The organism is Frateuria sp. (genome assembly GCF_035943815.1).
Taxonomy (GTDB): domain Bacteria; phylum Pseudomonadota; class Gammaproteobacteria; order Xanthomonadales; family Rhodanobacteraceae; genus Frateuria_A.
Map to the genome: position 1 here is coordinate 14,553 of NZ_DASZBU010000007.1, position 26,856 is coordinate 41,408.

At 68.6% G+C, this 26,856-nt stretch carries 25 protein-coding genes and 1 tRNA gene; 19 read left to right on the forward strand and 7 right to left on the reverse strand.

Annotated elements, in window-relative coordinates:
- Positions 1 to 58 precede the first annotated feature (58 nt).
- On the forward strand, positions 59 to 769 hold the full coding sequence (gene recO, locus VGU65_RS04570; protein ID WP_327473299.1) for a DNA repair protein RecO: 711 nt from the start codon (positions 59 to 61) through the stop codon (positions 767 to 769).
- A 10-nt stretch (positions 770 to 779) separates the two neighbouring features.
- Here the strand turns inward: recO and VGU65_RS04575 are convergent, their stop codons facing one another.
- Positions 780 to 1,520: a response regulator gene (locus VGU65_RS04575; RefSeq protein WP_327473300.1), complete on the reverse strand. Its 741-nt coding sequence runs from the start codon at positions 1,518 to 1,520 to the stop codon at positions 780 to 782.
- A 45-nt stretch (positions 1,521 to 1,565) separates the two neighbouring features.
- Between VGU65_RS04575 and VGU65_RS04580 the strand changes: the two genes are divergently transcribed.
- The 8 genes from VGU65_RS04580 to VGU65_RS04615 all read left to right on the forward strand — a co-directional run bounded on the left by VGU65_RS04580 (position 1,566) and on the right by VGU65_RS04615 (position 9,145).
- Positions 1,566 to 3,587 carry a hypothetical protein gene (locus tag VGU65_RS04580; RefSeq protein ID WP_327473302.1) on the forward strand — a complete coding sequence of 674 codons (2,022 nt, stop codon included), beginning with the start codon at positions 1,566 to 1,568 and terminating at the stop codon, positions 3,585 to 3,587.
- A 16-nt stretch (positions 3,588 to 3,603) separates the two neighbouring features.
- On the forward strand, positions 3,604 to 4,203 hold the full coding sequence (locus VGU65_RS04585) for a YdbL family probable chaperone protein (RefSeq protein ID WP_327473304.1): 600 nt from the start codon (positions 3,604 to 3,606) through the stop codon (positions 4,201 to 4,203).
- Between the two features lie 79 nt (positions 4,204 to 4,282).
- Positions 4,283 to 5,596 carry a 23S rRNA (uracil(1939)-C(5))-methyltransferase RlmD gene (gene rlmD / locus VGU65_RS04590; RefSeq protein WP_327473306.1) on the forward strand — a complete coding sequence of 438 codons (1,314 nt, stop codon included), beginning with the start codon at positions 4,283 to 4,285 and terminating at the stop codon, positions 5,594 to 5,596.
- A gap of 264 nt (positions 5,597 to 5,860) precedes the next feature.
- Positions 5,861 to 6,391 carry a CYTH domain-containing protein gene (locus VGU65_RS04595; RefSeq protein WP_327473308.1) on the forward strand — a complete coding sequence of 177 codons (531 nt, stop codon included), beginning with the start codon at positions 5,861 to 5,863 and terminating at the stop codon, positions 6,389 to 6,391.
- The gene (gene nagZ / locus VGU65_RS04600; protein ID WP_327473310.1) at positions 6,382 to 7,398 is read left to right on the forward strand and encodes a beta-N-acetylhexosaminidase; all 1,017 of its coding nucleotides are present in this window, start codon (positions 6,382 to 6,384) and stop codon (positions 7,396 to 7,398) included. Before VGU65_RS04595 ends, nagZ begins: the two co-directional genes overlap by 10 nt.
- Positions 7,395 to 7,949 (forward strand): hypoxanthine-guanine phosphoribosyltransferase, encoded by a 555-nt coding sequence (locus tag VGU65_RS04605; RefSeq protein ID WP_327473312.1) that lies wholly within the window; start codon positions 7,395 to 7,397, stop codon positions 7,947 to 7,949. The genes nagZ and VGU65_RS04605 overlap by 4 nt, the downstream gene beginning before the upstream one ends.
- Before the next feature lie 14 nt (positions 7,950 to 7,963).
- Positions 7,964 to 8,713 carry an S-methyl-5'-thioinosine phosphorylase gene (locus VGU65_RS04610; protein ID WP_327473313.1) on the forward strand — a complete coding sequence of 250 codons (750 nt, stop codon included), beginning with the start codon at positions 7,964 to 7,966 and terminating at the stop codon, positions 8,711 to 8,713.
- A 225-nt stretch (positions 8,714 to 8,938) separates the two neighbouring features.
- Positions 8,939 to 9,145 carry a cold-shock protein gene (locus VGU65_RS04615; RefSeq protein ID WP_036117760.1) on the forward strand — a complete coding sequence of 69 codons (207 nt, stop codon included), beginning with the start codon at positions 8,939 to 8,941 and terminating at the stop codon, positions 9,143 to 9,145.
- A gap of 110 nt (positions 9,146 to 9,255) precedes the next feature.
- On the opposite strand, the gene trxB is transcribed toward VGU65_RS04615, so the two are convergent.
- Positions 9,256 to 10,218, reverse strand: a complete 963-nt coding sequence (gene trxB, locus VGU65_RS04620; RefSeq protein WP_327473314.1) for a thioredoxin-disulfide reductase — start codon at positions 10,216 to 10,218, stop codon at positions 9,256 to 9,258.
- 200 nt (positions 10,219 to 10,418) lie between these two features.
- On the opposite strand from trxB, the gene ald reads away from it, so the two are divergent.
- The 6 genes from ald to serS all read left to right on the forward strand — a co-directional run bounded on the left by ald (position 10,419) and on the right by serS (position 18,365).
- On the forward strand, positions 10,419 to 11,483 hold the full coding sequence (ald, locus tag VGU65_RS04625; protein WP_327473316.1) for an alanine dehydrogenase: 1,065 nt from the start codon (positions 10,419 to 10,421) through the stop codon (positions 11,481 to 11,483).
- A gap of 209 nt (positions 11,484 to 11,692) precedes the next feature.
- Positions 11,693 to 14,017, forward strand: coding sequence for a DNA translocase FtsK (locus VGU65_RS04630; protein ID WP_327473319.1), 2,325 nt, complete (start codon positions 11,693 to 11,695; stop codon positions 14,015 to 14,017).
- Between the two features lie 197 nt (positions 14,018 to 14,214).
- Positions 14,215 to 14,877, forward strand: coding sequence for an outer membrane lipoprotein periplasmic chaperone LolA (lolA, locus tag VGU65_RS04635; RefSeq protein WP_327473321.1), 663 nt, complete (start codon positions 14,215 to 14,217; stop codon positions 14,875 to 14,877).
- 6 nt (positions 14,878 to 14,883) lie between these two features.
- Positions 14,884 to 15,555 carry a YoaK family protein gene (locus VGU65_RS04640; protein WP_327473322.1) on the forward strand — a complete coding sequence of 224 codons (672 nt, stop codon included), beginning with the start codon at positions 14,884 to 14,886 and terminating at the stop codon, positions 15,553 to 15,555.
- Between the two features lie 57 nt (positions 15,556 to 15,612).
- The gene (locus VGU65_RS04645; protein WP_327473323.1) at positions 15,613 to 16,935 is read left to right on the forward strand and encodes a replication-associated recombination protein A; all 1,323 of its coding nucleotides are present in this window, start codon (positions 15,613 to 15,615) and stop codon (positions 16,933 to 16,935) included.
- A 149-nt stretch (positions 16,936 to 17,084) separates the two neighbouring features.
- Positions 17,085 to 18,365: a serine--tRNA ligase gene (gene serS, locus VGU65_RS04650; protein ID WP_327473325.1), complete on the forward strand. Its 1,281-nt coding sequence runs from the start codon at positions 17,085 to 17,087 to the stop codon at positions 18,363 to 18,365.
- 52 nt (positions 18,366 to 18,417) lie between these two features.
- Here serS and VGU65_RS04655 read toward each other — a convergent pair whose 3' ends face one another.
- On the reverse strand, positions 18,418 to 18,747 hold the full coding sequence (locus VGU65_RS04655) for a hypothetical protein (protein ID WP_327473327.1): 330 nt from the start codon (positions 18,745 to 18,747) through the stop codon (positions 18,418 to 18,420).
- Between the two features lie 271 nt (positions 18,748 to 19,018).
- Here VGU65_RS04655 and VGU65_RS04660 point away from each other — a divergent pair.
- Positions 19,019 to 19,108 (forward strand) — tRNA-Ser (locus VGU65_RS04660).
- Positions 19,109 to 19,215: 107 nt separating this feature from the next.
- Positions 19,216 to 19,455 carry a hypothetical protein gene (locus VGU65_RS04665; RefSeq protein ID WP_327473329.1) on the forward strand — a complete coding sequence of 80 codons (240 nt, stop codon included), beginning with the start codon at positions 19,216 to 19,218 and terminating at the stop codon, positions 19,453 to 19,455.
- Positions 19,456 to 19,481: 26 nt separating this feature from the next.
- On the opposite strand, the gene VGU65_RS04670 is transcribed toward VGU65_RS04665, so the two are convergent.
- From VGU65_RS04670 to VGU65_RS04680, 3 genes are all read right to left on the reverse strand, one after another.
- Positions 19,482 to 19,949, reverse strand: a complete 468-nt coding sequence (locus VGU65_RS04670; RefSeq protein ID WP_327473331.1) for a glycine zipper 2TM domain-containing protein — start codon at positions 19,947 to 19,949, stop codon at positions 19,482 to 19,484.
- A 194-nt stretch (positions 19,950 to 20,143) separates the two neighbouring features.
- A complete protein-coding gene (gene nhaD, locus VGU65_RS04675) occupies positions 20,144 to 21,520 on the reverse strand; it encodes a sodium:proton antiporter NhaD (RefSeq protein WP_327473333.1) in 1,377 nt (458 codons plus the stop codon).
- Between the two features lie 57 nt (positions 21,521 to 21,577).
- Entirely contained in the window at positions 21,578 to 23,029 is a 1,452-nt protein-coding gene (locus tag VGU65_RS04680; RefSeq protein ID WP_327473335.1) for an MFS transporter, read from the reverse strand.
- A gap of 153 nt (positions 23,030 to 23,182) precedes the next feature.
- On the opposite strand from VGU65_RS04680, the gene rnk reads away from it, so the two are divergent.
- Positions 23,183 to 23,590 (forward strand): nucleoside diphosphate kinase regulator, encoded by a 408-nt coding sequence (gene rnk / locus VGU65_RS04685; protein WP_327473337.1) that lies wholly within the window; start codon positions 23,183 to 23,185, stop codon positions 23,588 to 23,590.
- Between the two features lie 18 nt (positions 23,591 to 23,608).
- Here the strand turns inward: rnk and VGU65_RS04690 are convergent, their stop codons facing one another.
- Positions 23,609 to 24,232, reverse strand: a complete 624-nt coding sequence (locus VGU65_RS04690; RefSeq protein WP_327473338.1) for a phosphatase PAP2 family protein — start codon at positions 24,230 to 24,232, stop codon at positions 23,609 to 23,611.
- Positions 24,233 to 24,352: 120 nt separating this feature from the next.
- Between VGU65_RS04690 and ligA the strand changes: the two genes are divergently transcribed.
- Positions 24,353 to 26,731, forward strand: coding sequence for an NAD-dependent DNA ligase LigA (ligA, locus tag VGU65_RS04695; RefSeq protein WP_327473340.1), 2,379 nt, complete (start codon positions 24,353 to 24,355; stop codon positions 26,729 to 26,731).
- Positions 26,732 to 26,856 lie beyond the last annotated feature (125 nt).

A 26,856-nucleotide genomic window follows, 5' to 3' on the forward strand; every position in this document is an offset into this window, starting at 1 on the left:
GGCTGGCGCGCCGAGCGTCGGCGGCTGAAGATTCCATCGTTCCCCGTTACCGCCGGCCATGCTCATCTCCCAGCAGTCCGCCTACGTTCTGCATTCGCGGCCCTACCGCGAAACCTCGCTGCTGCTCGAATGCCTGACACGCGACCATGGCCGCCTCGGAGTGGTCGCGCGTGGCGTGCGGCGCGAGCGCGCGCGGCTGCAGCGGGCCCAGCTCGAGCCGTTCCAGCCCATGGCGCTGGACCTGCTGGTGCGCGGCGAGTTGGCGACCCTGCGCGGTGCCGAACCTGCCGGCAGACCTCTGCGGCTGGTTGGCGATGCCGGCCTGGCGGGGCTCTACCTCAATGAGCTGGTGGTGCGCCTGACCGGCCGCCAGGACCCGCAGCCTGAATTGTTCGACGCCTATGCCTGTACGCTTGCGCGGCTGGCCGTGCCCGATGCGCTCGCCTGGCAACTGCGCCGGTTCGAGCGCGACCTGCTCGGGGCCATCGGCTATGCGCTGCAACTGGAGTACGAGGCGGACAGCGGCGAGCCACTCGTGGCGGAAGGCTGGTACCACTACCAGGTCGAACATGGCCCGGTCGCCTGTGCGGCAGGTGCCACCCGGGCGCTGCGCGGCGCCCACCTGCTGGCGCTGGCGGCAGACCGGTGCCCGGATGCCGCCGGCCTGGCAGCGCTGCGCCGTCTTATGCGCGAGGTGATCCGCTTTCACCTGGGCGGCGGCGAGCTGCACGCCTGGCGCGTGCTGGCCGCGGCGATGTCGCGCCGCTAGTGCAGGTCATTCAGCGGTCGAGCGCCGCCAGGGTCGCAGCCAGCGCCCGCCGGAACCGTTCTTGCGCGCCCTGCGCGACCGATCCGTCGGCCTCTACCTGGCGCTGCAGGTGCATCGCCTGCGCCGACAAGGCCGGCGCGCCGCAGAATCCGCAGGCCGAACGCAGGCGGTGCAGCCGCTCCACCAGCCGTGCCGGCTCGGTGCAGAGGCGGTCGAGTTCCTGCAGCAGTGCGGCCAACTCCTCCCGCAACAGACCGCGCAGGGCCTGCATGGTGCCGCCGTCGCCGCTGCTGGCGAGCCCGGCGGCGTCGTCCAGCAGCGGCGCGTGGCGCCCGCTGCTGCGCGCCAGCGCCATCAGCGGACGCAGGGCATCCAGCCGGCAGGGCTTGAGCAACACGTCGCTGAAGCCGGCGGCCAGCAGTTGCCTGCGGTCCTCGGGCGAAAGCTCGGCGCTGGTGGCCACTGCCAGCGCATCGGCCGAGCGGGCCAGGCCATCGGCGCGCAATGCGACGAGCACCTCGCGCGCCCCGGCGCCCGGCATCCGGCAATCGAGCAGCAACAGATCGAAGGTTTCGATGGCCGCCTGCGCCAGCGCCACCTGCCCGTCGGCGCATTCGCGCACCTGTGCGCCCAGCGCGCGCAGGCCGTCGCCGAGAAAGCGGCGGCTGGCCGCATCGTCATCGGCCACCAGCACGTAGGGAAGGGGGAGGCGCACTGCGGGCGCGTGGCTCAGGGGAGCGGCGGTGGGCATGACACGATCCATGTCGTTCAGCTGTCTTTGGCAAAATGATGGCACATGCTCCCCTTTGTCCGCCGCCTGCTGCTGTGCATAGGCCTGCTGTTCGCCGCGGCGTGGGTCGTGCCGGCCCGCGCGGACGTCGAGCTGACCGCCAGGGCGATCGCCGTGCCCGGCGTCGAGCTGCAGCAGGTGACGTTGCACGTCGGCCAGAACGGCAAGGGCGGGTTGTCGCTCAAGCTCCACGCGGCGCGGGCGGACGTCCAGGCGATGGGCTGGCGCCGCGTCGGACTGGATCTGGAAGGATCGCTCTCGCGCGACATGCAGATGCGCTGGCTGCTCGACGGCACCCTCGCGCTGCGCGGGGCGCCGGGCAATGCCCTGGGCAACGCGCAGGTGCGCCTGGTCGTCGATGCCCGCGCCAACACGCTGCAGGCCGACCTTACCCAGGCGAAGGCGCGCGCCAGTGCCTGGGTGCCGCTGGACCAGACCAGCCATGCCCAGATCACCCTCAAGAACCTTCCGGCCAACTGGCTGGCCGGACTGCTGAGCACGGTCTGGTCGGGCCGGCCCACCGGCGGCCGGCTGGACGCGGAACTGGCGCTGGACGTGCATGCCGACGGCATCCAGTCCTCGGGTGAGTTCGGGCTGGCAGGGGTGGGCTTCGATACGCCGGCGGGCAAGCTGGCCGGGCAGGGCGTGAGCGGCAGCGGGCGGCTGGGCATCGACACGCAGGGCGGCCCGGCGCGGATGACCGTGGATGCCACGTTGCATGGCGGCGAGCTGTTGCTCGGTCCGCTCTACGCGAAGTTGCCGGGACATCCGGTCCAGCTGAATGTCGCGGCGACCGCCGGCAGCGGCACGCTGGACATCGGCCGGCTGCGCGTCAACGACCCGGATGCGCTGCAACTGGACGGCGCGCTGGCCTTCGACGCCAAGGGCAACCTGGCCAAGCTGCGCCTGGAACGCTTCCAGGCGCGTTTTCCGGCGGCCTACGAACGCTACGGCTCGGCCTGGCTGGACACGCTGGGCATGCACGACGTCCGGATGACCGGTGCGCTGAGCGGCAACCTGGACCTGCGCGCCGACGGCCCGCACGGGTTCGCCTTTACCGCCGACCACCTGGGCCTGGCTACCGCCGATGGCCGCGTGGCGGTCGACGACCTCAACGGCGGGTTGGACTGGTCCGCACAAGCGGATCGCCCGGCCACCGTGCTGGGCTGGCGCGGGCTGCAGCTGTACCGACTGCCGTTCGGCCCGGCGCAGTCGCAATGGCGCAGCCAGGGTGGCGCGCTTTCCTTGGCCGAGCCGCTGACCATGGCACTGTTCGGCGGCACGGTGCGCGTGGGCGAACTTGACTGGCGGCCGGCTGCCGCCAAGGGTCAGCGGCTGGAGACGTCGCTGGCGGTCACCGGCGTGGACATGGCCGGCTTCAGCAAGGCCATGGGCTGGCCGCAGTTCCCCGGCACGCTGGGCGGCGCGATCCCGTCGCTGCGCTGGGTGGACGACACCGTGGAGCTGGCCGGCGGCCTGTCGGTCAACGTGTTCAACGGCTTTGTCGACATCACCCGGCTCGCACTCGCGCAGCCGCTCGGCCCCAGCCCCGTGCTCGCCGCGGACATCAGCCTGCGCCAGCTCGACCTGGCCGCGGTCACCAGCGTGTTCGACTTCGGTGGCATCACCGGGCCGCTGCAGGGCAGCATCGACAACCTGCGCCTGGTCGACTGGAAACCGGTGGCGTTCGATGCGCGCCTGCTCGCCGACCAGGGCGGGCGGATCAGCCAGCGCGCGGTCAACAACCTCACCTCGGTGGGCGGCGGCGGCATCGCAGCCGGCCTGCAGGGCGCGGTGCTGAAGCTGTTCAAGACCTTCGGCTACAAGCGCATCGGCCTCAACTGCACGCTGGCCGGCACGGTATGTCACATGAGCGGGCTGGAAAATACCGGCGACGGTTACACTATCGTCGATGGCAGCGGCCTGCCGCACCTCGAAGTCATCGGCCACCAGCACGAGGTCGACTGGCCGACCCTGGTGAACCGACTGAAGGCAGCCACCGAAGGTGGCGGGCCGCAAATTCGCTGACCTACGGGAGTCCCCCATGCGCAAGCTCGCCTGCACCCTGCTCACCGCCATGGCGGTCGCCTTGGTCGGCTGCGTCACGATCAACGTGTATTTTCCCGAGGCCGCCGCGCAGAAGGCCGCCGACCGCTTCATCGGCACGGTGATCGACCAGGGCGCGGCACCGGCCAAGGACGCCAAGCCCGCGCAGCCGGCGCAGCCGCCCGCGCAGCCCTCGGCCATGCTACTGGACCTGTTGGTGCCCGCCGCCCAGGCAGCCGAAACGCCGGACATCCGCGTGCAGACGCCCGCGGCCGAGGCGATCCGTGGACGCATGCAGGCGCGCTTCTCGGCGACGCTCAAGTCGCTGCTCGATGCCGGTGCGGTGGGCTTCAGCCGCGACGGGCTGGTCGCCGTCCGCGATGCCGGCAAGATCCCGCTGAGCCAGCGCGCGCAGGCCTCCGCCGCGGTGGCCGACGAGAACAACGACCGCAATGCGCTGTACCGCGAGGTCGCGCGAGCCAACGGCCACCCGGAGTGGGAGCCGAAGATCCGCGACACCTTCGCCAAGGGCTGGATCGAGCGGGCGCATGCCGGCTGGTATTATCAGGACGCCTCGGGCGCCTGGAAGCAGAAGTAGCCCCCCCACGCCCGTCCTTCCCTTTGCCGATACTGCGCCCGGGTCGCCCGATCCGGGCGCAGGTATTTTCACGAGTCCCATGAAAGAGTTCGAAGCCACCATCACCGACCTGGCCCATGACGGCCGCGGCGTCACCCGCATCGACGGCAAGACGGTATTCGTCAGCGGCGCGCTGCTGGGCGAACAGGTCCGCTTGGGGATCCGCAAGCGCCATCGCAACTTCGATGAGGCGCAGACGCTGGAGGTGCTCGAGCGCTCGCCGCACCGCGTCGAGCCGCGTTGCGCCCACTTCGGCCAGTGCGGCGGCTGCTCGCTGCAGCACCTGGATGCGCCGGCGCAGATCCAGGCCAAGCAGCGCGTGCTCTCGGACAACTTCGCGCGCATCGGCAAGGTCGAGCCTGCAGGCTGGCTGGAGCCGCTCAACGACGCGCCCTGGGGCTATCGCCGCAAGGGGCGCCTTTCGGTACGCGCCGTGGCGAAGAAGGGTCGTGTGCTGGTCGGCTTCCGCGAGGAATCCAACCCGCGCTTCGTGGCGGACATCGCCCACTGCGACGTCGTGCACCCGTCGCTCGGGGACAAGATCGGTCTGCTCGCCGAGCTGATCGGGGCGTTGGACGGCGCCAACGGCATCCCGCAGATCGAGTTCGCCGCGGGGGACGACACCATCGCCCTGGTGGTGCGCCACCTCGAGCCGCTGAGCGAGCGTGACGCGCAGGCGCTGGTCGCCTTCGCCCAGGCACACGGCTTCGCGATCTACCTGCAGCCGGGCGGCATCAGCAGCGTGCATCCGTTGTGGCCCGAGCAGCCGCGGCTGACGTTCCGGTTGCCGGCGGGCGCGGGCGTGGCCGACGTCGAGCTGGAATTCGAGCCGCTGGATTTCGTGCAGGTCAACGCCGGCATGAACCGGCGCATGCTCGCCCGCACCATGGAGCTGCTCGATCCGCAGCCGGCCGACCGCGTGCTGGACCTGTTCTGCGGCCTGGGAAATTTCACGCTGCCGATCGCGCGCCGGGTGGCCGAGGTCGCCGGCGTGGAAGGCGAGCACGGGCTGGTCGAACGCGCCGCCGCCAACGCCGCGCGCAACGGCATCGCCAACGCGCACTTCCATGTCGCCAATCTGTTCGAGGATCAGCGCGGCAGCGCCTGGGCGCGCGCGTCCTGGGACAAGATCCTGCTCGATCCGCCGCGTGCCGGTGCCGAACAGGTGCTGGACTACCTGCCGCGCAAGGGCACCGACCGCATCGTCTACGTGTCCTGCCACCCGGCCTCGCTGGCGCGCGACGCCGGCCTGCTGGTGCACCGCCACGGGTTCAAGCTCGCCGCCGCCGGCGTGATGGACATGTTCCCGCACACCGCGCACGTGGAATCCATCGCGCTGTTCGAGCGGCGCTAGTGCCGATCCTTCCTCCGGGGAAGGCGCGCCCGGCCCACCGGCGCAGAGTGGCGAAATGGCGTAGCTAGCGCCGAAGGGGCGAGCGCCGATGGGAAGCGCGAGTAAGGGCCAGAGGCTTGCCCCGACCTCGCGCCCAAGAGCGCTCCATCGGCCCGTCGTCATCTCCCCACGTCGTGGGTGAAGGGCCGGAAACGAAGGGTATGGTCGCTCGCCATGACGCGCCGCAGCGCCTATCCTTGTCGACCCCCTTGGCTTGCGGCTGCGATGGCTACCGAGATCGAACGCAAATTCCTGTTGGCTGACGAGCGCTGGCGCCAGGGCGTCGTGCGCAGCGAGCGAATCGCGCAGGGTTACCTGGTCGGCGCAAGGGCATTGCAGGAAGGCCAGGCCCTCGCTTCGGTGCGCGTGCGGCGAGCGGGCGAGCGGGCATGGCTGAACGTCAAGAGTGCGACGCTCGGCATCGAGCGCGCCGAATTCGAGTATCCGGTGCCGCTGGAGGATGCCCAGGCCATGCTGGCGTCGCTTTGCGACGGCGTGCTCGAGAAAGTCCGCCACTACGTCGAGGTCGAAGGCAGCTTGTTCGAGGTCGATGAATTCCTGGGCGACAACGCGGGCCTGGTGGTCGCCGAGATCGAGCTTCCCGCAGCGGATGCCGCATTCCCGCGTCCGGCCTGGCTCGGCCGCGAGGTCAGCGCGCTGGCGCGCTATTACAACGTCAATCTGGTCGCGCACCCGTTCGCCCGCTGGTCGGACGCGGAACGCGCCGGCGCCGACGGAGAACCCACATGTTGCTGATAGGCCTGGCCGGGCTCGAGCTCGAACCGCGCGAGCGCGGCTGGCTGGTCGCGCCCGGCGTAGCTGGTGTGATCCTGTTCGCGCGCAACTATGCCGACCGCGAACAGCTGATGGCGCTGGTCGAATCCATCCGGGAGGCGGGCGGCGAACAGCTGCTGGTGGCGGTCGACCAGGAAGGCGGCCCGGTGCAGCGCTTTCGTGACGGGTTCACCAGGCTGCCGGCCCTCGCGAGAATCGGCGCGGCCTACGCCCGCGACCCGGAGGATGCGGTGCGCCTGGCCGAGGAGCACGCCTGGGTGATGGCGAGCGAACTGCGTGCCTGCGGCGTGGACTTCAGCTTCGCCCCCGTAGTGGACCTGGCGCGAGGCAGCGCCGCGATCGGCACGCGCGCCTTCCACGAAGACCCGGCCATCGCCGGCGAACTGGCCCAGGCCTACGTGCGCGGCATGCACCTGGGCGGCATGGCAGCGGTGCTCAAGCATTTCCCCGGCCACGGCTCGGTGGCGGCCGACACGCACAAGGCACAGGCGATCGACCCGCGTCCGCTCGAGGTGATCCGTGCGGTCGACATGCATCCGTTCGCCGAAGCGATCGAGGCGCACGCGGAGGCAGTCATGATGGCGCACGTGATCTATCCGGCCGTCGACGCCCGGCCTGCGGGCTACTCGCGGGTGTGGATCCAGGACATCCTGCGCGGCGAGCTGGGATTCGCCGGCGTGGTCATCAGCGACGACATCAGCATGGCGGCCGCGGGCGCCGCCGGGGGCGTGCACGCGCGCGTGCGCTCTCATCTGGCCGCTGGCTGCGATCTGGTGCTGGCCTGTTTCCCGGACGTGGTGGAGGAGGCGATCGCCGCCCTGCCCCCGCCCTCCGACGAGGCCATGGAACGGCTCGCGCCGCTGCGCGGCGCCATCGGTGCGACCTGGGAAGGCCTGCTGGACAACCCGCAACGCGACCGCTTCATCGCGCGCATCGGCGCGCTGGACGAATCCGAAGGAAACGCATGAGCAATCCGCCCCCCACACTGGCGCAAGCGCTGGCCAACGCCGACGTGCTGTTCGAGCGCGCCGAACTGGAAACCGTGATCGCCGACCTGGGCCGGCGCATCGACGCCGCCCTGGGCGGCGAGCGGGCGGTGTTCCTGACCGTGATGAACGGCGCCCTGATGTTCGCCGGGCAACTGGCGCTGGCTATCCGCACGGACCTGGAGTTCGACTACGTGCACGCCACCCGCTACCGCGGCGCCACGGCCGGCAGCGACCTGTGCTGGCTGCGCGAGCCGCAGGCGGCGCTGGCCGGACGCACGGTACTGCTGGTCGACGACATCCTGGACGAGGGGCACACGCTCAAGGCGGTGCGCGACGACTGCATGAAGCGCGGCGCCAGGCGCGTGCTGATCGCCAGCCTCTGCCGCAAGCTGCACGATCGCTGCGTGGCCGGCATCGCCTCGGACTTCAACGGCGTGGAGCTGCCTGACCGTTACGTGTTCGGCTACGGCATGGATTACCACGAGCAGGGCCGCAACCTGCCGGCGATCTATGCGCTGAGATCCGAATGAGCACGGGAGCGGGCATGACCGAAGCGAACATCGACCTTGCAGTCATCGGCGGCAGCGGCCTTTACCGGTTCCCGGGGCTGGAAAACATCAGCCGGCGTGCGCTGGAAACCCCCTATGGCCCGGCATCGGGCGAAGTGGTGCTGGGCGATTTCGCCGGCAAGCGGCTGGCCTTCCTGGCGCGCCACGGCGAGAGCCATACCCTGGCGCCACACCGGGTGAACTACCGCGCCAACCTGTGGGCCTTGCATGCCCTCGGCGCACGCCGGGTGGTTGGCATCAACGCGGTTGGCGGCATCCGGGCGGACATGGGGCCGCGCACCGTGGTGGTGCCCGACCAGCTGATCGACTACACCCATGGCCGCGTCACCAGTTTCTGCGATAGCGAGGGTGTCGAGGTCAGGCATATCGACTTCAGCGAACCCTATACCGCCTCGTTGCGCCAGGACCTGCTGGCGGCTGCCGTGAGGGCAGGCATCCCGGTGATCGACGGGGGCTGCTACGGCGCCACCCAGGGTCCCCGGCTGGAAACCCGTGCCGAGATCGCCCGCATGAAGCGCGACGGTTGCGACCTGGTGGGCATGACCGGGATGCCGGAAGCGGCCCTGGCGCGCGAACTGGATCTCCAATATGCCTGCCTGGCCCTGGTCGCCAACTTCGCCGCCGGTTGCGGCGACGAGGCCGAAATCAGCATCGAGGAAATCTTTGCCCACCTGGCGGCCGCCACGGCGCAAGTCCCGGTATTGCTCAAAGCGATGCTGTCCTGAGCAGGCATTTCCTGGCATTTGGCTCAAACCATGCGTTCGCGGGGAGGTTTTTATTACCGCCGCCCCGCGCCATGCGATCGGCCGACATCGAAATTAAACCCGCATATTGCGCTTTGCCCATAAACATGTTGATACTTTCGCCCGTGCCAGGGGCGGCTGACCAAGGGGAAACGGCGGTCCAGCGCAAAGCCTTGGTGCATCCAGTCCTAGTCAGAGGTTCACGCAATGCGTTTCGGTACGGTCAAATGGTTCAACGACGCCAAGGGTTTCGGTTTCATCGCGCCTGAGGACGGTGGGGAGGACGTGTTCGTCCATTTCTCGGCCATCAACTCCAAGGGCTTCCGTAGCCTGCAGGAAGGCCAGCGCGTGAAGTTCGAGGTCACCACGGGCCCCAAGGGTGCCCAGGCTTCGGGCGTGGAAATCGCTGCCTGATTGCGTTGTGAGCGTCCTGATGTAGAAAAGCCCCATGCTTCGGCATGGGGCTTTTTTTTTGCTCGCGGGCCCTTGCGGTAGCGAGGCTCGCTACCGCATGAGTCGGGGATTCAGCCCGTCAGGTTCTGCTGGTCCAGCCAGCGCTCCGCGTCCAGCGCTGCCATGCAGCCGAAGCCGGCCGACGTGATGGCTTGGCGGTAGACGTGGTCGGCCACGTCGCCGGCTGCGAACACGCCCGGCACCGACGTCATCGTGGCCATGCCGCTGGTGCCGCTCCTGATCTTGATGTAGCCGTCGTGCATCTCCAGTTGGCCTTCGAAGATGCCGGTATTGGGTGTGTGGCCGATGGCGACGAAGAAGCCTGTCGCCTCGATGTCGCGGGTGGCGCCGGAATTGACGTCCTTCACCCGCACGCCGGTCACGCCGGAGGCGTCGCCCAGCACCTCGTCGATGGTGCTGTTCCAGACCAGCTCGATCTTGCCGGCGGCAGCCTTCTCGAACAGCTTGTCCTGCATGATCTTCTCGGCGCGCAGCTTGTCGCGGCGGTGCACCAGGGTGACCTTGCGCACGATGTTGGCCAGGTACAGCGCCTCTTCCACGGCAGTGTTGCCCCCGCCGACCACGACGACGTCCTGCTCGCGGAAGAAGAAGCCGTCGCAGGTGGCACAGGCGGACACGCCGCGGCCCTTGAATTTTTCTTCGCTGGCGATGCCGAGGTACTTGGCGGTGGCGCCGGTGGCGATGATCAGCGCGTCGGCGGTGTACTCCCCCGAGTCGCCCTTGAGGCGGAATGGGCGTTGGTTGAGGTCCACCTGGTGGATGTGGTCGAAGATCATCTCGGTATGGAAGCGTTCGGCGTGCTCGGCCATGCGCTGCATCAGCGCCGGGCCCTGCAGGCCTTCGACGTCACCCGGCCAGTTGTCCACTTCCGTAGTGGTCATCAGTTGGCCGCCTTGCTGCAGGCCGGTGACCAGCGTCGGCTTGAGGTTGGCACGCGCCGCATACACCGCGGCCGTATAGCCCGCGGGGCCGGAGCCGAGGATCAGCAGGCGGCTGTGCTTGGGGGTGGTCATCGCTATAATCCTTCGGTTTGCTGGCGGCTTTGATCGAAAGTTCGCTCCCGGCGGTCGCGGCGTTACCCGCCGTACCGAGGGCTGGCGCTTGGAACCCGCAAGGATGGGGAAGGGCGCGTCGCGATTCAAGGCTTGCCGCTTGTGTTTCCCCCCATCGTCGACGCCTTGCGCCGGCCCAATTCCACAGGACAAGCCAAACCATGCGTATCGGTATTCCTTCCGAAACCAAGACCCTCGAAGGTCGCGTCGCCCTCGTTCCTGCCGCCGCCGCCGATCTGGTCCGCCGCGGCCATGAAGTGTTCATCCAGTCCGGCGCGGGCGAGAAGAGCGGCTTCTCCGACGAGGCCTACACCAAGGAAGGCATCAAAGTCGTTCCCGATGCTGCCGCGCTGTACGAAAAGGGCGAGCTGATCGTCAAGGTCAAGGAGCCGATCGCCGGCGACCTGGCCCTGCTGAAGAAGCACCACCTGCTGTTCTGCTATCTGCACCTGGCGGCCGAGCCGGAACTCACCAAGCGCCTGCTCGAGATCGGCCTGACCGGCGTCGCATTCGAGTCGGTCGAGGAGAACGGCGGCCTGCCGCTGCTGCTGCCGATGTCGGTGATCGCCGGTCGCATCGCCACGCAGATCGGTACGACCCTGCTTCATCGTCCGCAGGGCGGCAAGGGCAAGCTGCTGGGCGGCATGGCCTCCACGCCACGCGGCAAGGTGGTGGTGCTGGGCGCCGGTGCCGCCGGCGGCAACGCCGCCGCGCTGGCCGCCGCCGCGGGCGCCAACGTGGTGGTGTTCGACAAGCGCCAGGACCGCCTCGCCGAGATGATGGCGATGGGTCCCAACGTGACGGCGCTGTACGCCTACGAATCCTCGGTGGCGCAGGAAGTGCGCGATGCGGACCTGGTAGTCGGCGCCGTGCTGATCCCCAGCGCCAAGGCGCCGCGCGTGGTCACCGAGGACATGGTCAAGACCATGGAGAAGGGCTCGGTGCTGGTCGACATCTCGATCGACCAGGGCGGCTGCTTCGAGACCTCCAAGCCGACCACCTGGAAGGAGCCGACCTACGAGGTGCACGGCGTGACGCATTTCTGCGTGACCAACATGCCGGGCGCGGTGCCGCAGACCTCGTCGGTGGCCATCTCCGCCGCGATCCTGCCGTACGTGCAGCGCCTGGCGGCCGGCAACCAGTGGCGCGAGCACGCTCCGCTGGCCGGTGGCATCAACGTCGACGGCGGCAAGCTGGTGCATCCGGCGTTGCAGGGCATGGTCTAGGTTGAATCCCTCTCCCCGCGGGAGAGGGTGCCCACAGGCGGGCGAGGGTCCGGGCGGAGCGTGATATCGCGCTCCGCCCGGACCCACCGCCGATTCCCCCCGCCGGGAGAGGGCTTTCCAAAACCTGCGCCTTTCCAGAAAAATCAAGCTTCTACCCCCTCAGCGCCCTGTGTAGACTTGGGGCGAAGTCTCGAGGGGAATCCACTCCGGTGGCGCGAAGCGCAGCAAACGTAAAGAAAGCGACTCAATCCACTGGCCTGAGCGAAGAAGCCAAGCGCCGTCTGCGCGAAGCGGGCGCCTTGCTGCTGCTGCCGCTGGCGGTGTACCTGCTGGTATGCCTGGCCAGCTACAACGACCAGGACCCCAGCTGGGGCCATGTCGGCACGGTCGATCACGCCCGCAATTTCGGTGGCGCCGTGGGCGCCAACATCGCCAACCTGCTGCGCTACATCTTCGGGCTGGTTTCCTACTGCTTCCCGTTGCTGCTCCTGCTGCTGGGCGTGCAGGTCCTGCGCCAGCGCGGCGAACAGGCCGAGCACCCATGGGAGTCTTCGCTGCGCCTGATCGGTTTCGTGTTTTTCTTCATCACGGCGCCGGCGCTGTTGTATCTCAACTTCACCGAGGCGGTGCTGCCGCAGGGCGTGGGCGGCATCATCGGTCAGTGGGTCGGCCATGGCCTGTTGCAAGCCTTCGGCGAAAAGGGCGCTCCGCTCCTGCTGCTGGCGCTGTTCCTGATCGCGGTGACGCTCGCCACCGGGCTGTCATGGTTCAAGGTGATGGACTGGACCGGACAGGGCACGCTGGCGCTGGTCGGCTGGCTGCGCGGCAAGCTCAAGCAGGCGCCGGAAGCGGCCAAGGCGCAGCAGGCGCGCGCCGAACGCGAGGTGGTCAAGAAGGCCGAGGCGGTCAAGCAAGCCAAGCGCGAGCCGGTGCGCATCGAGACGCCACCGGCGCCGGTGGCCAAGAGCGAGCGTGCGAAGCTGGAAACTCAAATTCCGCTGTTCGTCGGCGCCTCGCAGCCAGGCGAGCTGCCTCCGCTGTCGCTGCTGGACGAGGCTCCGGAGCAGGGCCCGGGCTATTCGGAAGAAACGCTCGAAGTGCTCTCGCGCCAGGTGGAGCTCAAGCTCAAGGACTTCCGCATCGAAGCCAAGGTCGTCGGCGTCTATCCGGGCCCGGTGATCACCCGCTTCGAGCTGGAGCCCGCCGCCGGCGTGCGCGGCTCACAGGTGTCCAGCCTGGACAAGGACATCGCCCGCGGCTTGTCCGTGGTGAGCGTGCGCGTAGTCGACGTGATCCCCGGCAAGAACGTGATCGGCCTGGAGATCCCCAACGCCAAGAAGCAGATCGTGTACCTGTCCGAAAGCCTGCGCTCGGACAAGTACGACCAGATGAAGTCGCCGCTGGCGCTGGCGCTGGGCAAGGACATCGGCGGCCGTCCGGTGGTGGCGGACCTCGCCAAGATGCCGCATCTGCTGGTCGCCGGCACCACCGGTTCGGGCAAGTCCGTCGCGGTCAATGCGATGGTGCTCTCGCTGCTCTACAAGGCGAGCCCGAAAGACGTGCGCATGATCATGATCGACCCGAAGATGCTGGAGCTTTCGGTCTACGAGGGCATCCCGCACCTGCTCGCGCCGGTCGTGACCGACATGAAGGAAGCGGCCAATGCGCTGCGCTGGTGCGTGGCCGAGATGGAGCGCCGCTACCGACTGATGGCCGCGGTGGGCGTGCGCAACCTGGGCGGCTTCAACAAGAAGGTCAAGGATGCCGAGGCGGCCGGCCAGCCGTTGCTGGACCCGCTGTTCCGGCCCAACCCGGAGATGCCCAACCTGGCGGCCGAGCCGCTGGAACCTCTGCCCTATATCGTCATCATCATCGACGAATTCGCCGACATGATGATGATCGTCGGCAAGAAGGTGGAAGAACTCATCGCCCGCCTGGCGCAGAAGGCGCGCGCCGCCGGCGTGCATCTGGTGCTTGCCACGCAGCGTCCGTCGGTGGACGTGATCACCGGCCTGATCAAGGCCAACATCCCGACCCGCATCGCCTTCCAGGTGTCGAGCAAGATCGACTCGCGCACGATCCTGGACCAATCCGGCGCCGAAGCACTGCTCGGCCACGGCGACATGCTCTACCTGCCGCCCGGCACCGCCACGCCCGAGCGCGTGCACGGCGCCTTCGTCGACGACCACGAGGTGCACGGCGTGGTCGCCTGGCTCAAGGCGCAGGGCGCGCCGCAGTACATCGAGGGCGTGCTGGAGGAAGTGCAGGCCACCGCCGACGGCAAGTTCATCAATGACTCGGGTCTGCCGCAGGACGGCGAGGAAGGCGGCGACGCCGACGCGCAGCTCTACGACAAGGCCGTGGCCGTGGTCACGCAGACCCGCCGTGCCTCGATCTCCGGCGTGCAGCGCCACCTGCGCATCGGCTACAACCGCGCCGCGCGCCTGATCGAGCAGATGGAAGCCGATGGCGTGGTCAGCGCCCCACAACACAACGGCAACCGCGAAGTACTCGCGCCGCCGCCGCCGAAGTGATGCTTCATCGTTCCCCCGCCCGCAGGGGAAGGTGCCCGAAGGGCGGGTGGGGAAATCCGGAGCGAAGGTTGACGGCTTGTCGTGAGCGACTCTCGCGGGCAAGCCACGCGCATGCGTCCGCCCCCTAAAATCACCTTGAGCCCCGATTAAGCAACTGCCACCCAAACTCGCCGCACGTTCTCAAGGAACAGGGCCCCATGAACCGCCTCGCCGTTACCTTTCTCGCTACGTTCGCGCTATCCCTGGCGAGCCTGGCCCATGCCGCCACGGGTCCTGCACGCCAACGGCTGGACGCCTTCGCCAATGGCCTGCACTCGCTCAAGGGCCACTTCACGCAGACCCTCACCGACGCCAGCGGGCAGGGCGCCAAGACCAGTTCCGGCACGCTCGCGCTGGAGGCGCCGCGCGAATTCCGCTGGGACACCGTGGCGCCCTACAAGCAGACCATCGTCGCCGACGGCAGCCGCGTGTGGCTGTACGACCCGGAGCTGGAGCAGGTTACCGTGCGCGTGCAGAGCACCGAGGAGGCACACAGCCCTCTCACCGTGGTCACCGATCTCAAGCAGCTGGACCGCGACTTCAAGGTGACCGAGCAGGGCGAGCGCGACGGCCTGACCTGGCTGCGCATGACCTCCAGGGCCAAGGATCCGCAGTTCGACTATGCCGACCTCGGCTTCGACGCGCAGGGCCTCAAGCGCATGGTGTTCCGCGACCAGCTCGGCGCGATCACCGACATCCGTTTTTCCGATTGGCAACGCAACGTCGAACTGCCGCCCTCGACCTTCAACTTCACCCCGCCGTCCGGCGCCGACGTGATCGGCGACCTGCCGGTGATGACTACCCAGCCGCTCAAGGACTGACCGACCATGCCCGTGCTGCGCCAGCTGCCGCGCTGGGCGTGGATCGGCGGCGGCGCGCTCGCCTTCGTCGCCGGCCTGATCAACGCCGCCGGCTACATGGGCTTCCGGCACCAGTCGATCAGCAACCTCACCGGTTCGACCACGCTGCTGGGCATCTCGTTGGGCACGGGTAACGGCGGCGAGGCGCTGCATTGGGCGCTGTCGCTGCTGGCCTTCATGCTCGGCGCCATGGCCAGCGGCGCCATCGTGCAGAAAAGCACGCTCAAGCTGGGCCGCCCGTACGGGGTCGCGCTGCTGTTCGAATCGCTGCTGCTGTTCGCCGCCGTGCCGCTGCTGGACCGGGAATGGTCCGCGGGGCTATGGCTTGCCGCGATGGCTTGCGGCCTGCAGAACGGCATGGTCAGCGCCTATAGCGGCGCGGTGTTCCGCACCACCCACGTCTCGGGCATGTTCACCGACCTTGGCATCTACTTGGGCCATCGCCTGCGCGGGCTGGAGGTGGATGCCCTGCGCGTGCGCGTATGCGTGCTGGTGATCGGCAGTTTCATGCTCGGCGGCCTCGTCGGCGCGCTGCTGTTCGAGCGCCTGCGCGAACGCAGCCTGCTGATCCCGGCGGTACTGACCGGCCTGTGCGGCGCGCTCTACAGCTTCTATAGCCAGCGCAGCGAAAGCTCCTAGGAAACCTCGTTCCAGGGTGACATCTTGTGCGCAGCCGGGCCGCTATATCATCCCGGGATGCCCGATACCGCTTCTCTGTTCCCCGAATCCGACGCACTCAAGCCGCTGGCCGAGCGCATGCGGCCGCGCAGCTTCGACGAGATCGTCGGACAGCCGCGCCTGACCGCCGCCGATTCGCCGCTGCGCCGCGCGCTGGAGGCGGGCAGGGTGCATTCGATGGTGCTGTGGGGGCCGCCCGGCTGCGGCAAGACCACCTTCGCGCTGCTGGTGGCGCGCTATGCCGACGCCGATTTCCGCGCCATTTCCGCCGTGCTTTCGGGCCTGCCTGATGTACGCAAGGCGCTGGCCGAGGCCGAGGCCAATTTCGCCCAGGGCCGACGCACCGTGCTGTTCGTCGATGAGGTGCACCGCTTCAACAAGGCGCAGCAGGATGCTTTCCTGCCGCACATCGAAAAGGGTGTGATCGTCTTCGTTGGCGCCACCACCGAAAACCCTTCGTTCGAGCTCAACTCGGCGCTGCTCTCGCGCTGTCGCGTGCACGTGCTGGAGGCGGTGTCCGCCGAGGCCATCGTCGCCGCGCTGGAGCGCGCGCTGGTCGATGAGGAACGTGGCCTGGGCCGCTTGAATCTGAAGGTCGAGCCCGAATCGCTGCAGCTGATCGCCCGGGCTGCCGACGACGACGTGCGCCGCGCGTTGACCCTGCTGGAGATCGCCGCCGAACTTGCCGACGAAGGCCGCATCGACGAGGCCACCCTGACCCAGGTGCTGGCCGACCGCACGCGCCGCTTCGACAAGGGCGGCGAGCAGTTCTACGACCAGATCTCGGCGCTGCACAAATCGGTGCGCTCCTCGGACCCGGACGCCGCCGTGTACTGGCTCTGCCGCATGCTCGACGGCGGCTGCGATCCGCTCTATCTGGCGCGTCGCATGACCCGCATGGCGGTGGAGGACGTCGGCCTGGCCGAGCCACGTGCCTGGCGCATGGCGCTGGACGCCTGGGATACCTACGAACGCCTCGGCAGCCCCGAGGGCGAACTGGGGCTGGCGCAGCTCGCCATCTGGCTGGCCATCGCGCCCAAGAGCAACGCCGCCTACATGGCCTACAACAGGGCCCGCGCCGCCGTGCGCGAAACCGGCACGCTCGAGGTGCCAATGCACCTGCGCAACGCGCCGACCAAACTCATGAAAGGCCTGGGCTACGGCAAGGGCTACCAGTACGACCACGATGCCGCCGGCGGTGTCGCCCTCGGCCAGCAATGCCTGCCGGACGCGCTGGACGGCACCGTGTTCTACGAACCAGTCGACCGCGGCTTGGAGCAGAAGCTGCGCGAAAAGCTGCTTTCCCTGCGCGAAGCCCGCCGCCAGGCCCGCGAGAAATAAGCTCACTCCTACCAATCGCATCGGGAGAAAGGGTCGGGGAGAGTAAGGGTTTCCACCCACTGCACCCCGCCAGAAAGACGTTCCGCGTTTGCTCCTCCACATCACCCGCGGCGATAATCCGAGGTTCAATCCTCCAACGGATCGCCCTCATGCTGGACCCGACCCTGCTGCGCTCCCGCCTGGCCGAAACCGCCGCGCGCCTCAAGCAAACCCGCGGTTTCGAGCTGGACGTCGTCGCCGTCGAGGCGCTGGAGGGCGAGCGCAAGCGGCTGGCCACCGAGACGCAGGACCTGCAGAACCTGCGCAACACCCGCTCCAAGGCGATCGGCCAGGCCAAGGCCAAGGGCGAGGACGTGGCGCCGCTGATGGCCGAGGTCGCCGGCATCGGCGACAAGCTCAAGGCCAACGAGCAGGCGCTGGGCGAGGTGCAGTGCAAGCTCGCCGGCATCGCGCTCGGCATTCCCAACCTGCCGCACGAGACCGTGCCGCTGGGCCGGGACGAGCACGACAACCAGGAGATCACCCGCTGGGGCGTGGTGCGCACGTTCGATTTCCCGGTGAAGGATCACGTCGAACTCGGCGAGCGCCACGGCTGGCTCGACGGCGACGCCGGCGCGCGGCTTTCCGGCGCGCGCTTCACCGTGCTGCGCGGCCAGCTCGCGCACCTGCACCGCGCGCTGGCGCAGTTCATGATCGATCTGCACACCGCCGAACACGGCTACCTCGAGTGCAACGTGCCGGTGCTGGTCAATGCCGACAGCATGCAGGGCACCGGCCAGCTGCCCAAGTTCGAAGACGACCTGTTCGCCACCCAGGTGGGCGAGTCCAAGCGCTACCTGGTGCCCACCGCCGAAGTGCCGCTGACCAACCTGGTGCGCGACACCATCCTGGATGCCGATGCGCTGCCGGAGCGCTTCACGGCGCACACGCTGTGCTTCCGCGCCGAAGCAGGCAGCTATGGCCGCGATGTGCGCGGCATGATCCGCCAGCACCAGTTCGAGAAGATCGAGATGGTGCAGATCGCCCGGCCGTCCGACTCCTACGCGCAGCTGGAGGAGATGGTGGGCCACGCCGAGAGGGTGCTGCAGCTGCTCGGCCTGCCGTACCGCAAGGTGCTGCTGTGCACGGGCGACATGGGCTTCGGCGCCGCCAAGACCTACGACCTGGAAGTTTGGCTGCCCAGCCAGAACACGTACCGCGAAATCTCCAGCTGCTCCAACTTCGAGGACTTCCAGGCGCGCCGCCTGCAGGCCCGCTGGCGCAACCCGGAAACCGGCAGGCCCGAACTGGTGCACACCTTGAACGGCTCCGGCCTCGCCGTCGGCCGCACCCTGATCGCGGTGATGGAGAACTACCAGAACGCCGACGGTTCGATCACCGTGCCGGAGGCGCTGCGGCCCTACCTGCGCGGCCTGGAACGGCTGGCCTGAAAACACGCGGGGCGCCGAAGCGCCCCGCGGGTCCGATCCGGTCGGCGTGGCCTCAGTGGCCGATGTCCTTGCTGACCTGGTTCTCCTGCTGGTTCAGCGTGCGCTGCTCCTGCTTGGTGAGGTGGCCTCCGTTCTGCCTGGCCATGTCGCGCTCCTCCTGGCGGATCTGCCGATCGTCCTTGTGCATGGCAGCCGCCTGGCTCTTGGTGAGATCGCCCTCCTTGCGCTCCTCGTGGATGCGCTTGTTCTGGTGCTGCAGGCGATCGTTGACCTGGTCGCGGCGCGGGTGGGTCTTGGCCCAGTGGCCGTCGGCGTGGGCGGGCGAAAGGATGGCGCCGGCAGCGAGCAGGGCAACGGTGCACAGGATCGGCTTCATGTTCATGGGAACCCCCGAGTGGTGGATGTCGGCAAGCGACCGCCGCTGGCCGTGGGACGCATCCTAGGCGAGCCAGGGTTCCCCGCAAGATGGCTCGAGCGTTCGCATACGGCCGCCGCTCAGCTATCCGGCGAGCCGCTAAACGCAAGAACCTGCACGCCTTCGCGGCCGTCAACCAAACCGTTGATCGCGCGTGCCGCCGCGATGGACAAGATCCCCGTCGACCGTACAATGCCCCGATCCATCGCCGGCCAGCAGGCCGGCGGAGCTGTCCATCGGAGAGATGGCCGAGCGGTTTAAGGCACCGGTCTTGAAAACCGGCGAAGGGTCAAACCTTCCGTGGGTTCGAATCCCACTCTCTCCGCCAACCATGGGCCGACGGCCCAAGCCATGGCAGGTCACTCGCTCTGCAGCGAAGTTCACGCCGCCTGCCTTTCCCACCGTGACCGCTTGCTGTCACGAATTAGGCGTAGGATGGATCTCCCGCGGTCGCTGGATGCAATGACCATGGCACATGACGAGCAGATCCAGGCGAGGTTGGCGCTGGCCCACCGTTTGCTGGCGCTGGAGATGGAGCATCGGGAGCGCGTTCGCGCCGAACGCCTGGACGATTCGGACGCCGAGAAGGCGGTGCGCTTGCGACAGGCGGGTATCGAACGGATGCAGCGGGTGCTGGCGCGGCGCCATCCGACCGTCCATTTGCGGGCCGGTTGATCCGCGCCGGTGCACGGCGGCGGGTGTTACCGCACCCGCGTGATATTGCCTTGCGCGTCCACCTGGACGATGTCGCCCTCGCGGATGCCGGTGGCGTCGGCGACCTGCACCGACGTCGTCGTGCCGTTGCCCATCTTCAGGTGGACTATCCAGGCATCCTTGCCGTTGCCGGTCCGATTGCCGATGGCATGACCGGCGAAGCCGCCGCCGACCGCGCCGCCGACGGTGGCGAGTTCGCGGCCCTTGCCCCTGCCGATCTGGTTGCCGAGCACGCCGCCGGCGATCGCGCCGATGACGGCGCCGGCCGTGCCGTGGCCGCTGCCCTGGTTGACGGTGTGTTCGATGCTCTGCACGGTGCCGCACTGGTCGCAGCGCACGTAGATGCCGTCGGAGCGCACCAGCACGCCGCTGCGTGCATAGGACGATTGCGCCTGGGCCATCGGCGCGGTAGCGAGCGCAAGCGCGGCTGCCAAGGGAACGAGGGTCGCTTTCATGGCCTGTGCTCCTGCCAGGAGGGAATGGAACCTTGGCCGATCACGCCTGAAACGGGCGTCAAGGTGCGGGCAAGACGGTGGCTTCACCGCGCTCGCTCGGAGCTTCTTCAGGTCCTTCAGCGCCCGCGTCAGCCTGGCCGGCAGCCTGCGCGCGAGGGCCTGCCCGGGCGCCAGAGGCTGGTGCCTGCCGCCCCTCAGGCGCCGTTGAGGGCCAGGTGCAGGGCGATGCTCGCCACATAGCCGAGTGCGATCGCCCAGCTCCAGCGCAGGTGGGTCATGAAGGTGTAGCGCCCGCCGGAGGCGCCCATCAGCGCCACGCCCGCCGCCGAGCCGACCGACAGCAGGCTGCCGCCGACACCGGCGGTGAGCGTTATCAGCAGCCACTGCGCCCCATCCATGGGCGGGTTCATCTGCAGCACCGCGTACATGATCGGGATATTGTCGACCACTGCCGAGAGCACCCCCATGCCGGCGTTGGCGAGGGTGGCGCCGGACGCGCCGTAGAACGTGTGCGAGGCGAGATCCAGATAACCCAGTGCCGCCAGCCCGCCCACGCAGCCGAATACGCCGTAGAAGAACAGCAGGGTGTCCCACTCGGCGTTGGCGATGATGCGGAAGATCGAATAGGGCTCCTCCTCGATGCCTTGCGCCAACGCGTAGCTGCGCTGGCGACGGTCGATGCGCGAGGCCAATAGATTGAGCAATGCCAGGCCGGTGAGCATGCCGTAGGCCGCCGGCATGCCCAGCCACTGCTTGCCGATCACGGTGAGGGCGATGGTCACTGCGAAGGCGAGGCAGATGCCGATGCCCCCGGGTTTGACGCGCATCTGCCCGGGCACGTGTTCGGGCCATCCGCCGGGCAGCGCAAAGTGCATGGCGAGGGCAGGCACCAGCCAGTTGACGAGGGCGGACGGAAACAGCCGGAAGAAATCGAAGAACTCGGCCTTGTGCGCCTGCCACACCATCAGCGTGGTGATGTCGCCGAACGCGCTCCAGGCGCCGCCGGCGTTGGCCGCCACCACCAGGTTGATCAGCGCCAGCGTGGCGAAGCGTGGCTGGCTGCCGCCCACCGCCAGCACCACCGCCGACATCACCAGCGCGGTGGTGAGGTTGTCCAGCACCGGCGATAGGAAGAAGGCAAGGGCGCCGGTGATCCAGAACAGCGCACGGTAGCCCAGCCGCCGCTGCGTCAACTGCGCACGCAAGGCCTCGAACACGTTGCGCTCGCCCAGTGCGGTGACGTAGGTCATCGCCACCACCAGGAAGAAGAAGATTTCCGAGTACTCGAGGAACATCGCCTCGAACGCCCCGCGCGCAGCGGCCGAGTCCTCGCCGCGCGTCTGCCAGGCGATCAGCCCCCAGATCACCGCTGCAGCCAGCATCACCGGCTTGGACTTGGCGATGCGGATGTGCTCCTCGAGCATCACCGCCATGTAGGCAAGAACGAACAACGCCAAGGAGATCCAACCGACCGGATGGTCGGTCAGGTGGAAATTGGCACCGGCTTCGGCGGCGGCAGCCGGCACGGGGGACAGGCCAGCCAGCGTGGCCAGCAGGGGGAACGAACGCATGGATGGCTTCCCGGAAGACGCCCCCAAGGTTAGCAGGCGCAACCGCGCCATCCCGGCTCAGGCCTCGGCAGCGGTCGGCTGGCGGGCAGGGCGGTCGGCGCCCAGCCGGCTGAACACGCGGCTGGCCGAGGCGGTGACCGCGGCGAGGATCAGCACGGTCCAGCGGAACGCCCCCACGTAGTCGCTATGCGCGTGCCCCTGCAGCAGCGACTCCATCAGCAGCGTGGCCAGCGCGATGCCGAAGCTCATCGACAGGTACTGCGCGGTGGATGCCATCGAAGAGGCCATCGAGGCGTGCTTGATGTCCAGGTCATGGTAGATCAGCGTGTTCATCGCCGTGTACTGCATGCCGGCGAAGCCGCCGTAGAGGAACACCATCACCGCGATCAGCCACATCGGCGTGGCGCGGCCGAACAGCGCGAACGAGGCCAGCAGCAGCGCGACCAGCAAGGTATTGCCCAGCAGCAGCCGACGGTAGCCCAGCCTTGCCAGTGCGCGGTTTACCAGCCACTTGGCGCTGATCGAGCCGAGCGCCTGCGGCACCATCATCAGGCCCGCCAGCAAGGGCGACCAGCCGCAGCCGACCTGCAGGAACAGCACCAGCAACAAGAACATGCCCGAGATGCCCAGCCGCGTGAACAGGTTGCCTGCCAGCGCCACCCACACGCTGCGCACCTTCAGCAGCGACAGGTCAGCCACCGGGAACGCGGTGCGTCGGCTGTGCCAGACGTAGATCAGGCCGATCAGCAGCGCCAGCGAGGTGTACTCGCCGATCCGTCCCCACGCCACGTGTTCGGCGCCGAGCAATTCGGAGGCCGTCAGCAGCAGCGCGGACGCGGCGCCGAACAGCAGAAAGCCGGGCAGGTCGAAGCGGTTGGCGTGGCGCAGCCGGTAGTCGGGCATGTCCTGCTTGTTCATCCACAGGCCGGCGACGCCGACCGGCACGTTGAGAAGGAAGATCAGTCGCCAGCTGGTGAACTCCACCAGCGCACCGCCCAGCAACGGCCCGAGCACCGAGCCGAGCAGGCCGAAGGTGGCCACCGTGCTCATCACGTGCACGAACTCGTGTTTGGGGATGCTGCGCACCAGCACGTAGCGACCCACTGGCATCAGCGCCGCACCGCCGACGCCCTGCATCACGCGCGCGGCGACCAGTTCGGGCAGCGTCCGGGAAATGCCGCAGAACAGCGAGCCCAAGCCGAACACGGCGATCGCGGCGCCGAACACGCGGCGGGTGCCGAAGCGGTCGCACAGCCAGGGGCTGGCGGGGATCAGGATCGCCAGGGTCAGCACATAGCTGGTCAGCGCGCTGCGCATGCCCAGCGGGGTGACCGCAAGCGCGTCGGCCATGGCAGGTACGGCCGTGTTGACGATGGTCGAGTCCAGCGCCTGCATGAAGAACGCCGCCGAGACCAGCCAGATCAGGCCGCGATAGCGCTCGCTTGTGGGGATGTCCGATGGCTCTTCAGTCGCTGCGGGGAGAGGAAAGGGAGCGGCGGCATCGGGCATGACGGCCATGTTACCCGGTGGGATGGCTTGCTTTTCCTGGGTTGCGACACCAAAGTCAGACGACGTTTCATTCCGGAACCACTCACGAACCCATCACACGCGCTGGAACGTGCGCGCTCCGGCGCGCGTGCTCATCTCCAGGAGATTTTCGCCATGAGTCGGCCCGCCATCACCTTGTCCCGCCTGGATGTGGAGCGCATCGAGAATCTTCTCGACCGGCTGCCACCCGAGCAGGCCCAGCAGCACGCAGCCCTGCGCGACGAGCTGGACAGGGCCGAGCTGTGCGAGCCTGAGGCGATGCCGTCGGATGTGGTGACGATGAATTCCACCGTCACCTTCGGCGACGAGCAGGCCGATGACCGGCTTACCGTGACGCTGGTGTATCCGGCGGCGGCCGGCAAGCCGGGCACCGTCTCTGTCCTGGCGCCCGTAGGCAGTGCGCTGCTCGGGCTGGCCAGCGGCCAGGAGATCGACTGGCCGATGCCCGGCGGCCAGCCGCGCCGGCTGCGTGTGCTCGATATCGCCTACCAGCCCGAAGCGGCGGGCGACCTGCACCGCTGAGGTCGATCGCCTTGTCGTTCAGGGCTTAAAGTGGTGCACGAAACCCACGCTGAAGCCGCCCGGTAACCAGCCCACGATCAGCGGCGAGTCGCGGCGCGAGGCCCAGATGCCGATGCCGGTGCCGATCGCAGCGCCTACCAGCACGTCGCTTTGCCAGTGGCCGCGCACCTTCATGCGCGCCACTGCGTCATAGGCCGGCAGCAGGGCCAGCGCATAGACGGCCGGGTGATCCTGGCCATAGTTGGCGATGAAGGGAGTGACCGCGGCCGAGATGGCCGCGACTTCGCCGCTGGGGAAGCTCTGGGAGTGGCCCTTGAAGAAGCGGTTGGGGTCGTCGGTCTGCGAGGGTCGCTCCCGGCGGAAGGTGTACTTGAGCGCCTCGGTACTGACGCCGGTGACCACCATGGCATCGACCGAGCGCCAGAAGGTATCGCCCAGCTTGTCCTGGTCGCCGAACGCCAGCGCACCCACGCCGACCGTGACGATCGTGCCGTACATCAACGCGGTCTGGTTGCCACGCTTCCAGATGCCGCTGTTGTCGTAGTGCAGGCGATGGTCGATACCGAATGGACCGCCCCCGGCTGTGGCGGTGCCTGAAACAGCCAGGGTGAGCAGGCAAAGGAACAATCGCAAAGCGCGCATGGCACACCTCCCACGGAACGAGCCCCCGCCGCCCGCCTCACGGCACGCTAGCTCGGCGGCCTTTCGGTTCCCTTAGCGTCCACATGCCGGCGTGATGGGCGTGTCGCTAAACTTCCGGCCATGCACCCAAAAACTTCCGCATGGCAGACCCGCGCCGCCGAACTGCGCGAGCGCATCGAGCAGGCCAACTACCGCTACCACGTGCTCGACGACCCGGACATCACCGATGCCGAGTACGACCGCCTGATGCGCGAACTGGAAGCCCTGGAGGACGCCTACCCGGAACTGGCCGGCGCCGACTCGCCGACGCGCCGTGTCGGCGCGCGCGCGCATGGCGGCTTCGCCGAGGTGCGGCACGCGCTGCCCATGCTGTCGCTGGCCAACGCCTTCGAGCAGGAAGGCGACAGCGAACGCGAGCGCTTCCGCGAGATCGCCGAATTCGAGCGACGCATCGAGCAGGCGCTGGACCGGCGCGAGCCGACCTTCTCGGTCGAACCCAAGCTCGATGGCCTGGCGATCAGCCTGCGCTACGAGCAGGGCGTGTTCGTGCAAGGCGCCACGCGCGGCGATGGCGAGACGGGCGAGGACGTCACCGCCAACCTGCGCACGGTGCGCGCGATCCCGCTCAGGTTGCGCGGCAGCGGCTGGCCCGGCGTGCTCGAAGTGCGCGGCGAGGTGATCATGCTGCGCAGGGATTTCGAGGCCTTCAACGACTACGCCCGCACACACGGCGAGAAGCCGCTCGCCAACCCGCGCAATGGCGCCGCCGGTTCGCTGCGCCAGCTCGACCCGGCGGTGACCGCACGGCGCCGGCTGAGCTTCTTCGCCTATGCGGTCGGCGTGGTCGAGGGCGGAGAGCTGCCGCCTACGCATTCGCAGACGCTGGCGAAGCTGCGCGAATGGGGCTTCCCGATCTCGCCGGAGGCCGACGTCGCACGCGGCTTCGAAGGGCTGATCGCCTACTACACGCGCATCGGCGACCGGCGCAATGCCTTGCCCTACGACATCGACGGCGTGGTCTACAAACTCGATGACTACGCCGGCCAGCGCGAGATGGGTTTCGTCTCGCGCGCGCCGCGCTGGGCCATCGCGCACAAGTTCCCCGCGCAGGAGCAGAGCACGCAGGTCGAGGCGATCGAGATCCAGATCGGCCGCACCGGCGCGGCCACGCCGGTGGCGCGGCTCAAGCCCGTGCAGGTGGCCGGCGTCACCGTCACCAACGCCACGCTGCACAATGCCGACCAGATCGCGCGGCTGGACGTGCGCGTAGGCGACACGGTGATCGTGCGCCGCGCCGGCGACGTGATTCCCGAAGTGGCACGCGTGCAGGCCGAATTCCGTCCGGCCGGCACGCGGCCCTGGCGCATGCCGGCGCGATGTCCGGTCTGCGGCTCGGCGCTGATGCGCGAGGAGGGCGAGGCCGCCTGGCGCTGCAGCGGCGGTCTGGTATGCCCGGCGCAGCGCAAGGAGGCGCTGATCCACTTCGCCTCGCGCCGCGCGATGGACATCGAGGGCCTCGGCACCCGCTTCGTCGACGCGCTGGTCGAGCTGGACTACGTGCGCACGCCGGCCGACATCTACGCTCTGACCGTCGAGCGCTTCGTGGCGATGAAGCAGGCGATCGACGAACGCGAGGGCACCACGCCCGAAACGGTCAAGGCCGGCAAGATCGCAACCAAGTGGGCCGAGAACCTGGTCGCCGGGATCGACGCCAGCCGCCGCACCACCTTGCCGCGCTTCCTGTTTGCGCTGGGCATCATGCACATCGGGGAGAGCACCGCCAAGACGCTGGCCACCTGGCTGGGCAGCCTTGACCTGGTGCGCAGCATGCCTGCGGCCGTGCTGCGCGTGCTGCCGGACATCGGCGAGGAGGTCGCTTCTTCGATCGCGGGCTTCTTCGCGCAGGAAGGCAACCAGCGCGTGGTCGACGCGCTGCTGGCCGCCGGCATCACTTTCAGCGACGAGACGCCGCCTTCGCCGCGCCTGCGCGAGAGACTGGGCCTGGCCGCGCTGCTGGACCACGCCAAGGTGCGCGATCTCGGCCCCAAGCGCACGCGTCAGCTGGTCGAGCACTTTCCGACGCTGGAGCGCCTGCTCGCCGCCGGCCCCGCGCACTGGATCACCGCCGGCCTGCCGCAGGCGGCGGCCACCCACCTCGAAGCCTTCCTGGCCGACGAGGCCCAGCTTGCGCCGCTGCGCGAGGCCGAAGCGGCCGTCGAGCGGCTGCTCGCCGCCGTGCCGCAGGCCGATGCGGGCGGTGCACCTCTGGAGGGCCAGACGGTGGTACTCACCGGCACGCTGCCGACGCTGAGCCGCGACGAGGCCAAGCAGCGGCTGGAGGCGCTCGGTGCCAAGGTGGCCGGTTCGGTCTCCAAGAAAACCTCGTTCGTGGTGGCGGGCGAAGCGGCCGGCTCCAAGCTGGACAAGGCGCAGGAGCTGGGCGTGCCGGTCTGGGACGAGGCGCAGCTGCTCACCTTGCTGGCGGAGCATGGCGGGTGAGAAGCCAAGGCCTCCCCCTCTCCCCAGCCCTCTCCCCCGGCCGGGCCGGGAGAGAGAGCACCACGAGCCAGCACGCCCTAGCTCCCTCTCCCCCGGCGCAGCCGGGGGAGAGGGCTGGGGAGAGG

Coding starts and splice junctions, on each gene's coding strand:
- VGU65_RS04645 (WP_327473323.1), top strand. CDS start 15,613: ATGCCCGATACCGCTTCTCTGTTCCCCGAATCCGACGCACTCAAGCCG.
- nhaD (WP_327473333.1), bottom strand. CDS start 21,520: ATGCGTTCGTTCCCCCTGCTGGCCACGCTGGCTGGCCTGTCCCCCGTG.
- recO (WP_327473299.1), top strand. CDS start 59: ATGCTCATCTCCCAGCAGTCCGCCTACGTTCTGCATTCGCGGCCCTAC.
- VGU65_RS04595 (WP_327473308.1), top strand. CDS start 5,861: ATGGCTACCGAGATCGAACGCAAATTCCTGTTGGCTGACGAGCGCTGG.
- ligA (WP_327473340.1), top strand. CDS start 24,353: ATGCACCCAAAAACTTCCGCATGGCAGACCCGCGCCGCCGAACTGCGC.
- VGU65_RS04690 (WP_327473338.1), bottom strand. CDS start 24,232: ATGCGCGCTTTGCGATTGTTCCTTTGCCTGCTCACCCTGGCTGTTTCA.
- VGU65_RS04575 (WP_327473300.1), bottom strand. CDS start 1,520: ATGCCCACCGCCGCTCCCCTGAGCCACGCGCCCGCAGTGCGCCTCCCC.
- VGU65_RS04605 (WP_327473312.1), top strand. CDS start 7,395: ATGAGCAATCCGCCCCCCACACTGGCGCAAGCGCTGGCCAACGCCGAC.
- VGU65_RS04670 (WP_327473331.1), bottom strand. CDS start 19,949: ATGAAAGCGACCCTCGTTCCCTTGGCAGCCGCGCTTGCGCTCGCTACC.
- nagZ (WP_327473310.1), top strand. CDS start 6,382: ATGTTGCTGATAGGCCTGGCCGGGCTCGAGCTCGAACCGCGCGAGCGC.
- serS (WP_327473325.1), top strand. CDS start 17,085: ATGCTGGACCCGACCCTGCTGCGCTCCCGCCTGGCCGAAACCGCCGCG.
- VGU65_RS04680 (WP_327473335.1), bottom strand. CDS start 23,029: ATGCCCGATGCCGCCGCTCCCTTTCCTCTCCCCGCAGCGACTGAAGAG.
- ald (WP_327473316.1), top strand. CDS start 10,419: ATGCGTATCGGTATTCCTTCCGAAACCAAGACCCTCGAAGGTCGCGTC.
- VGU65_RS04610 (WP_327473313.1), top strand. CDS start 7,964: ATGACCGAAGCGAACATCGACCTTGCAGTCATCGGCGGCAGCGGCCTT.
- trxB (WP_327473314.1), bottom strand. CDS start 10,218: ATGACCACCCCCAAGCACAGCCGCCTGCTGATCCTCGGCTCCGGCCCC.
- VGU65_RS04665 (WP_327473329.1), top strand. CDS start 19,216: ATGGATCTCCCGCGGTCGCTGGATGCAATGACCATGGCACATGACGAG.
- VGU65_RS04655 (WP_327473327.1), bottom strand. CDS start 18,747: ATGAACATGAAGCCGATCCTGTGCACCGTTGCCCTGCTCGCTGCCGGC.
- VGU65_RS04580 (WP_327473302.1), top strand. CDS start 1,566: ATGCTCCCCTTTGTCCGCCGCCTGCTGCTGTGCATAGGCCTGCTGTTC.
- VGU65_RS04615 (WP_036117760.1), top strand. CDS start 8,939: ATGCGTTTCGGTACGGTCAAATGGTTCAACGACGCCAAGGGTTTCGGT.
- rlmD (WP_327473306.1), top strand. CDS start 4,283: ATGAAAGAGTTCGAAGCCACCATCACCGACCTGGCCCATGACGGCCGC.
- VGU65_RS04585 (WP_327473304.1), top strand. CDS start 3,604: ATGCGCAAGCTCGCCTGCACCCTGCTCACCGCCATGGCGGTCGCCTTG.
- lolA (WP_327473321.1), top strand. CDS start 14,215: ATGAACCGCCTCGCCGTTACCTTTCTCGCTACGTTCGCGCTATCCCTG.
- rnk (WP_327473337.1), top strand. CDS start 23,183: ATGAGTCGGCCCGCCATCACCTTGTCCCGCCTGGATGTGGAGCGCATC.
- VGU65_RS04640 (WP_327473322.1), top strand. CDS start 14,884: ATGCCCGTGCTGCGCCAGCTGCCGCGCTGGGCGTGGATCGGCGGCGGC.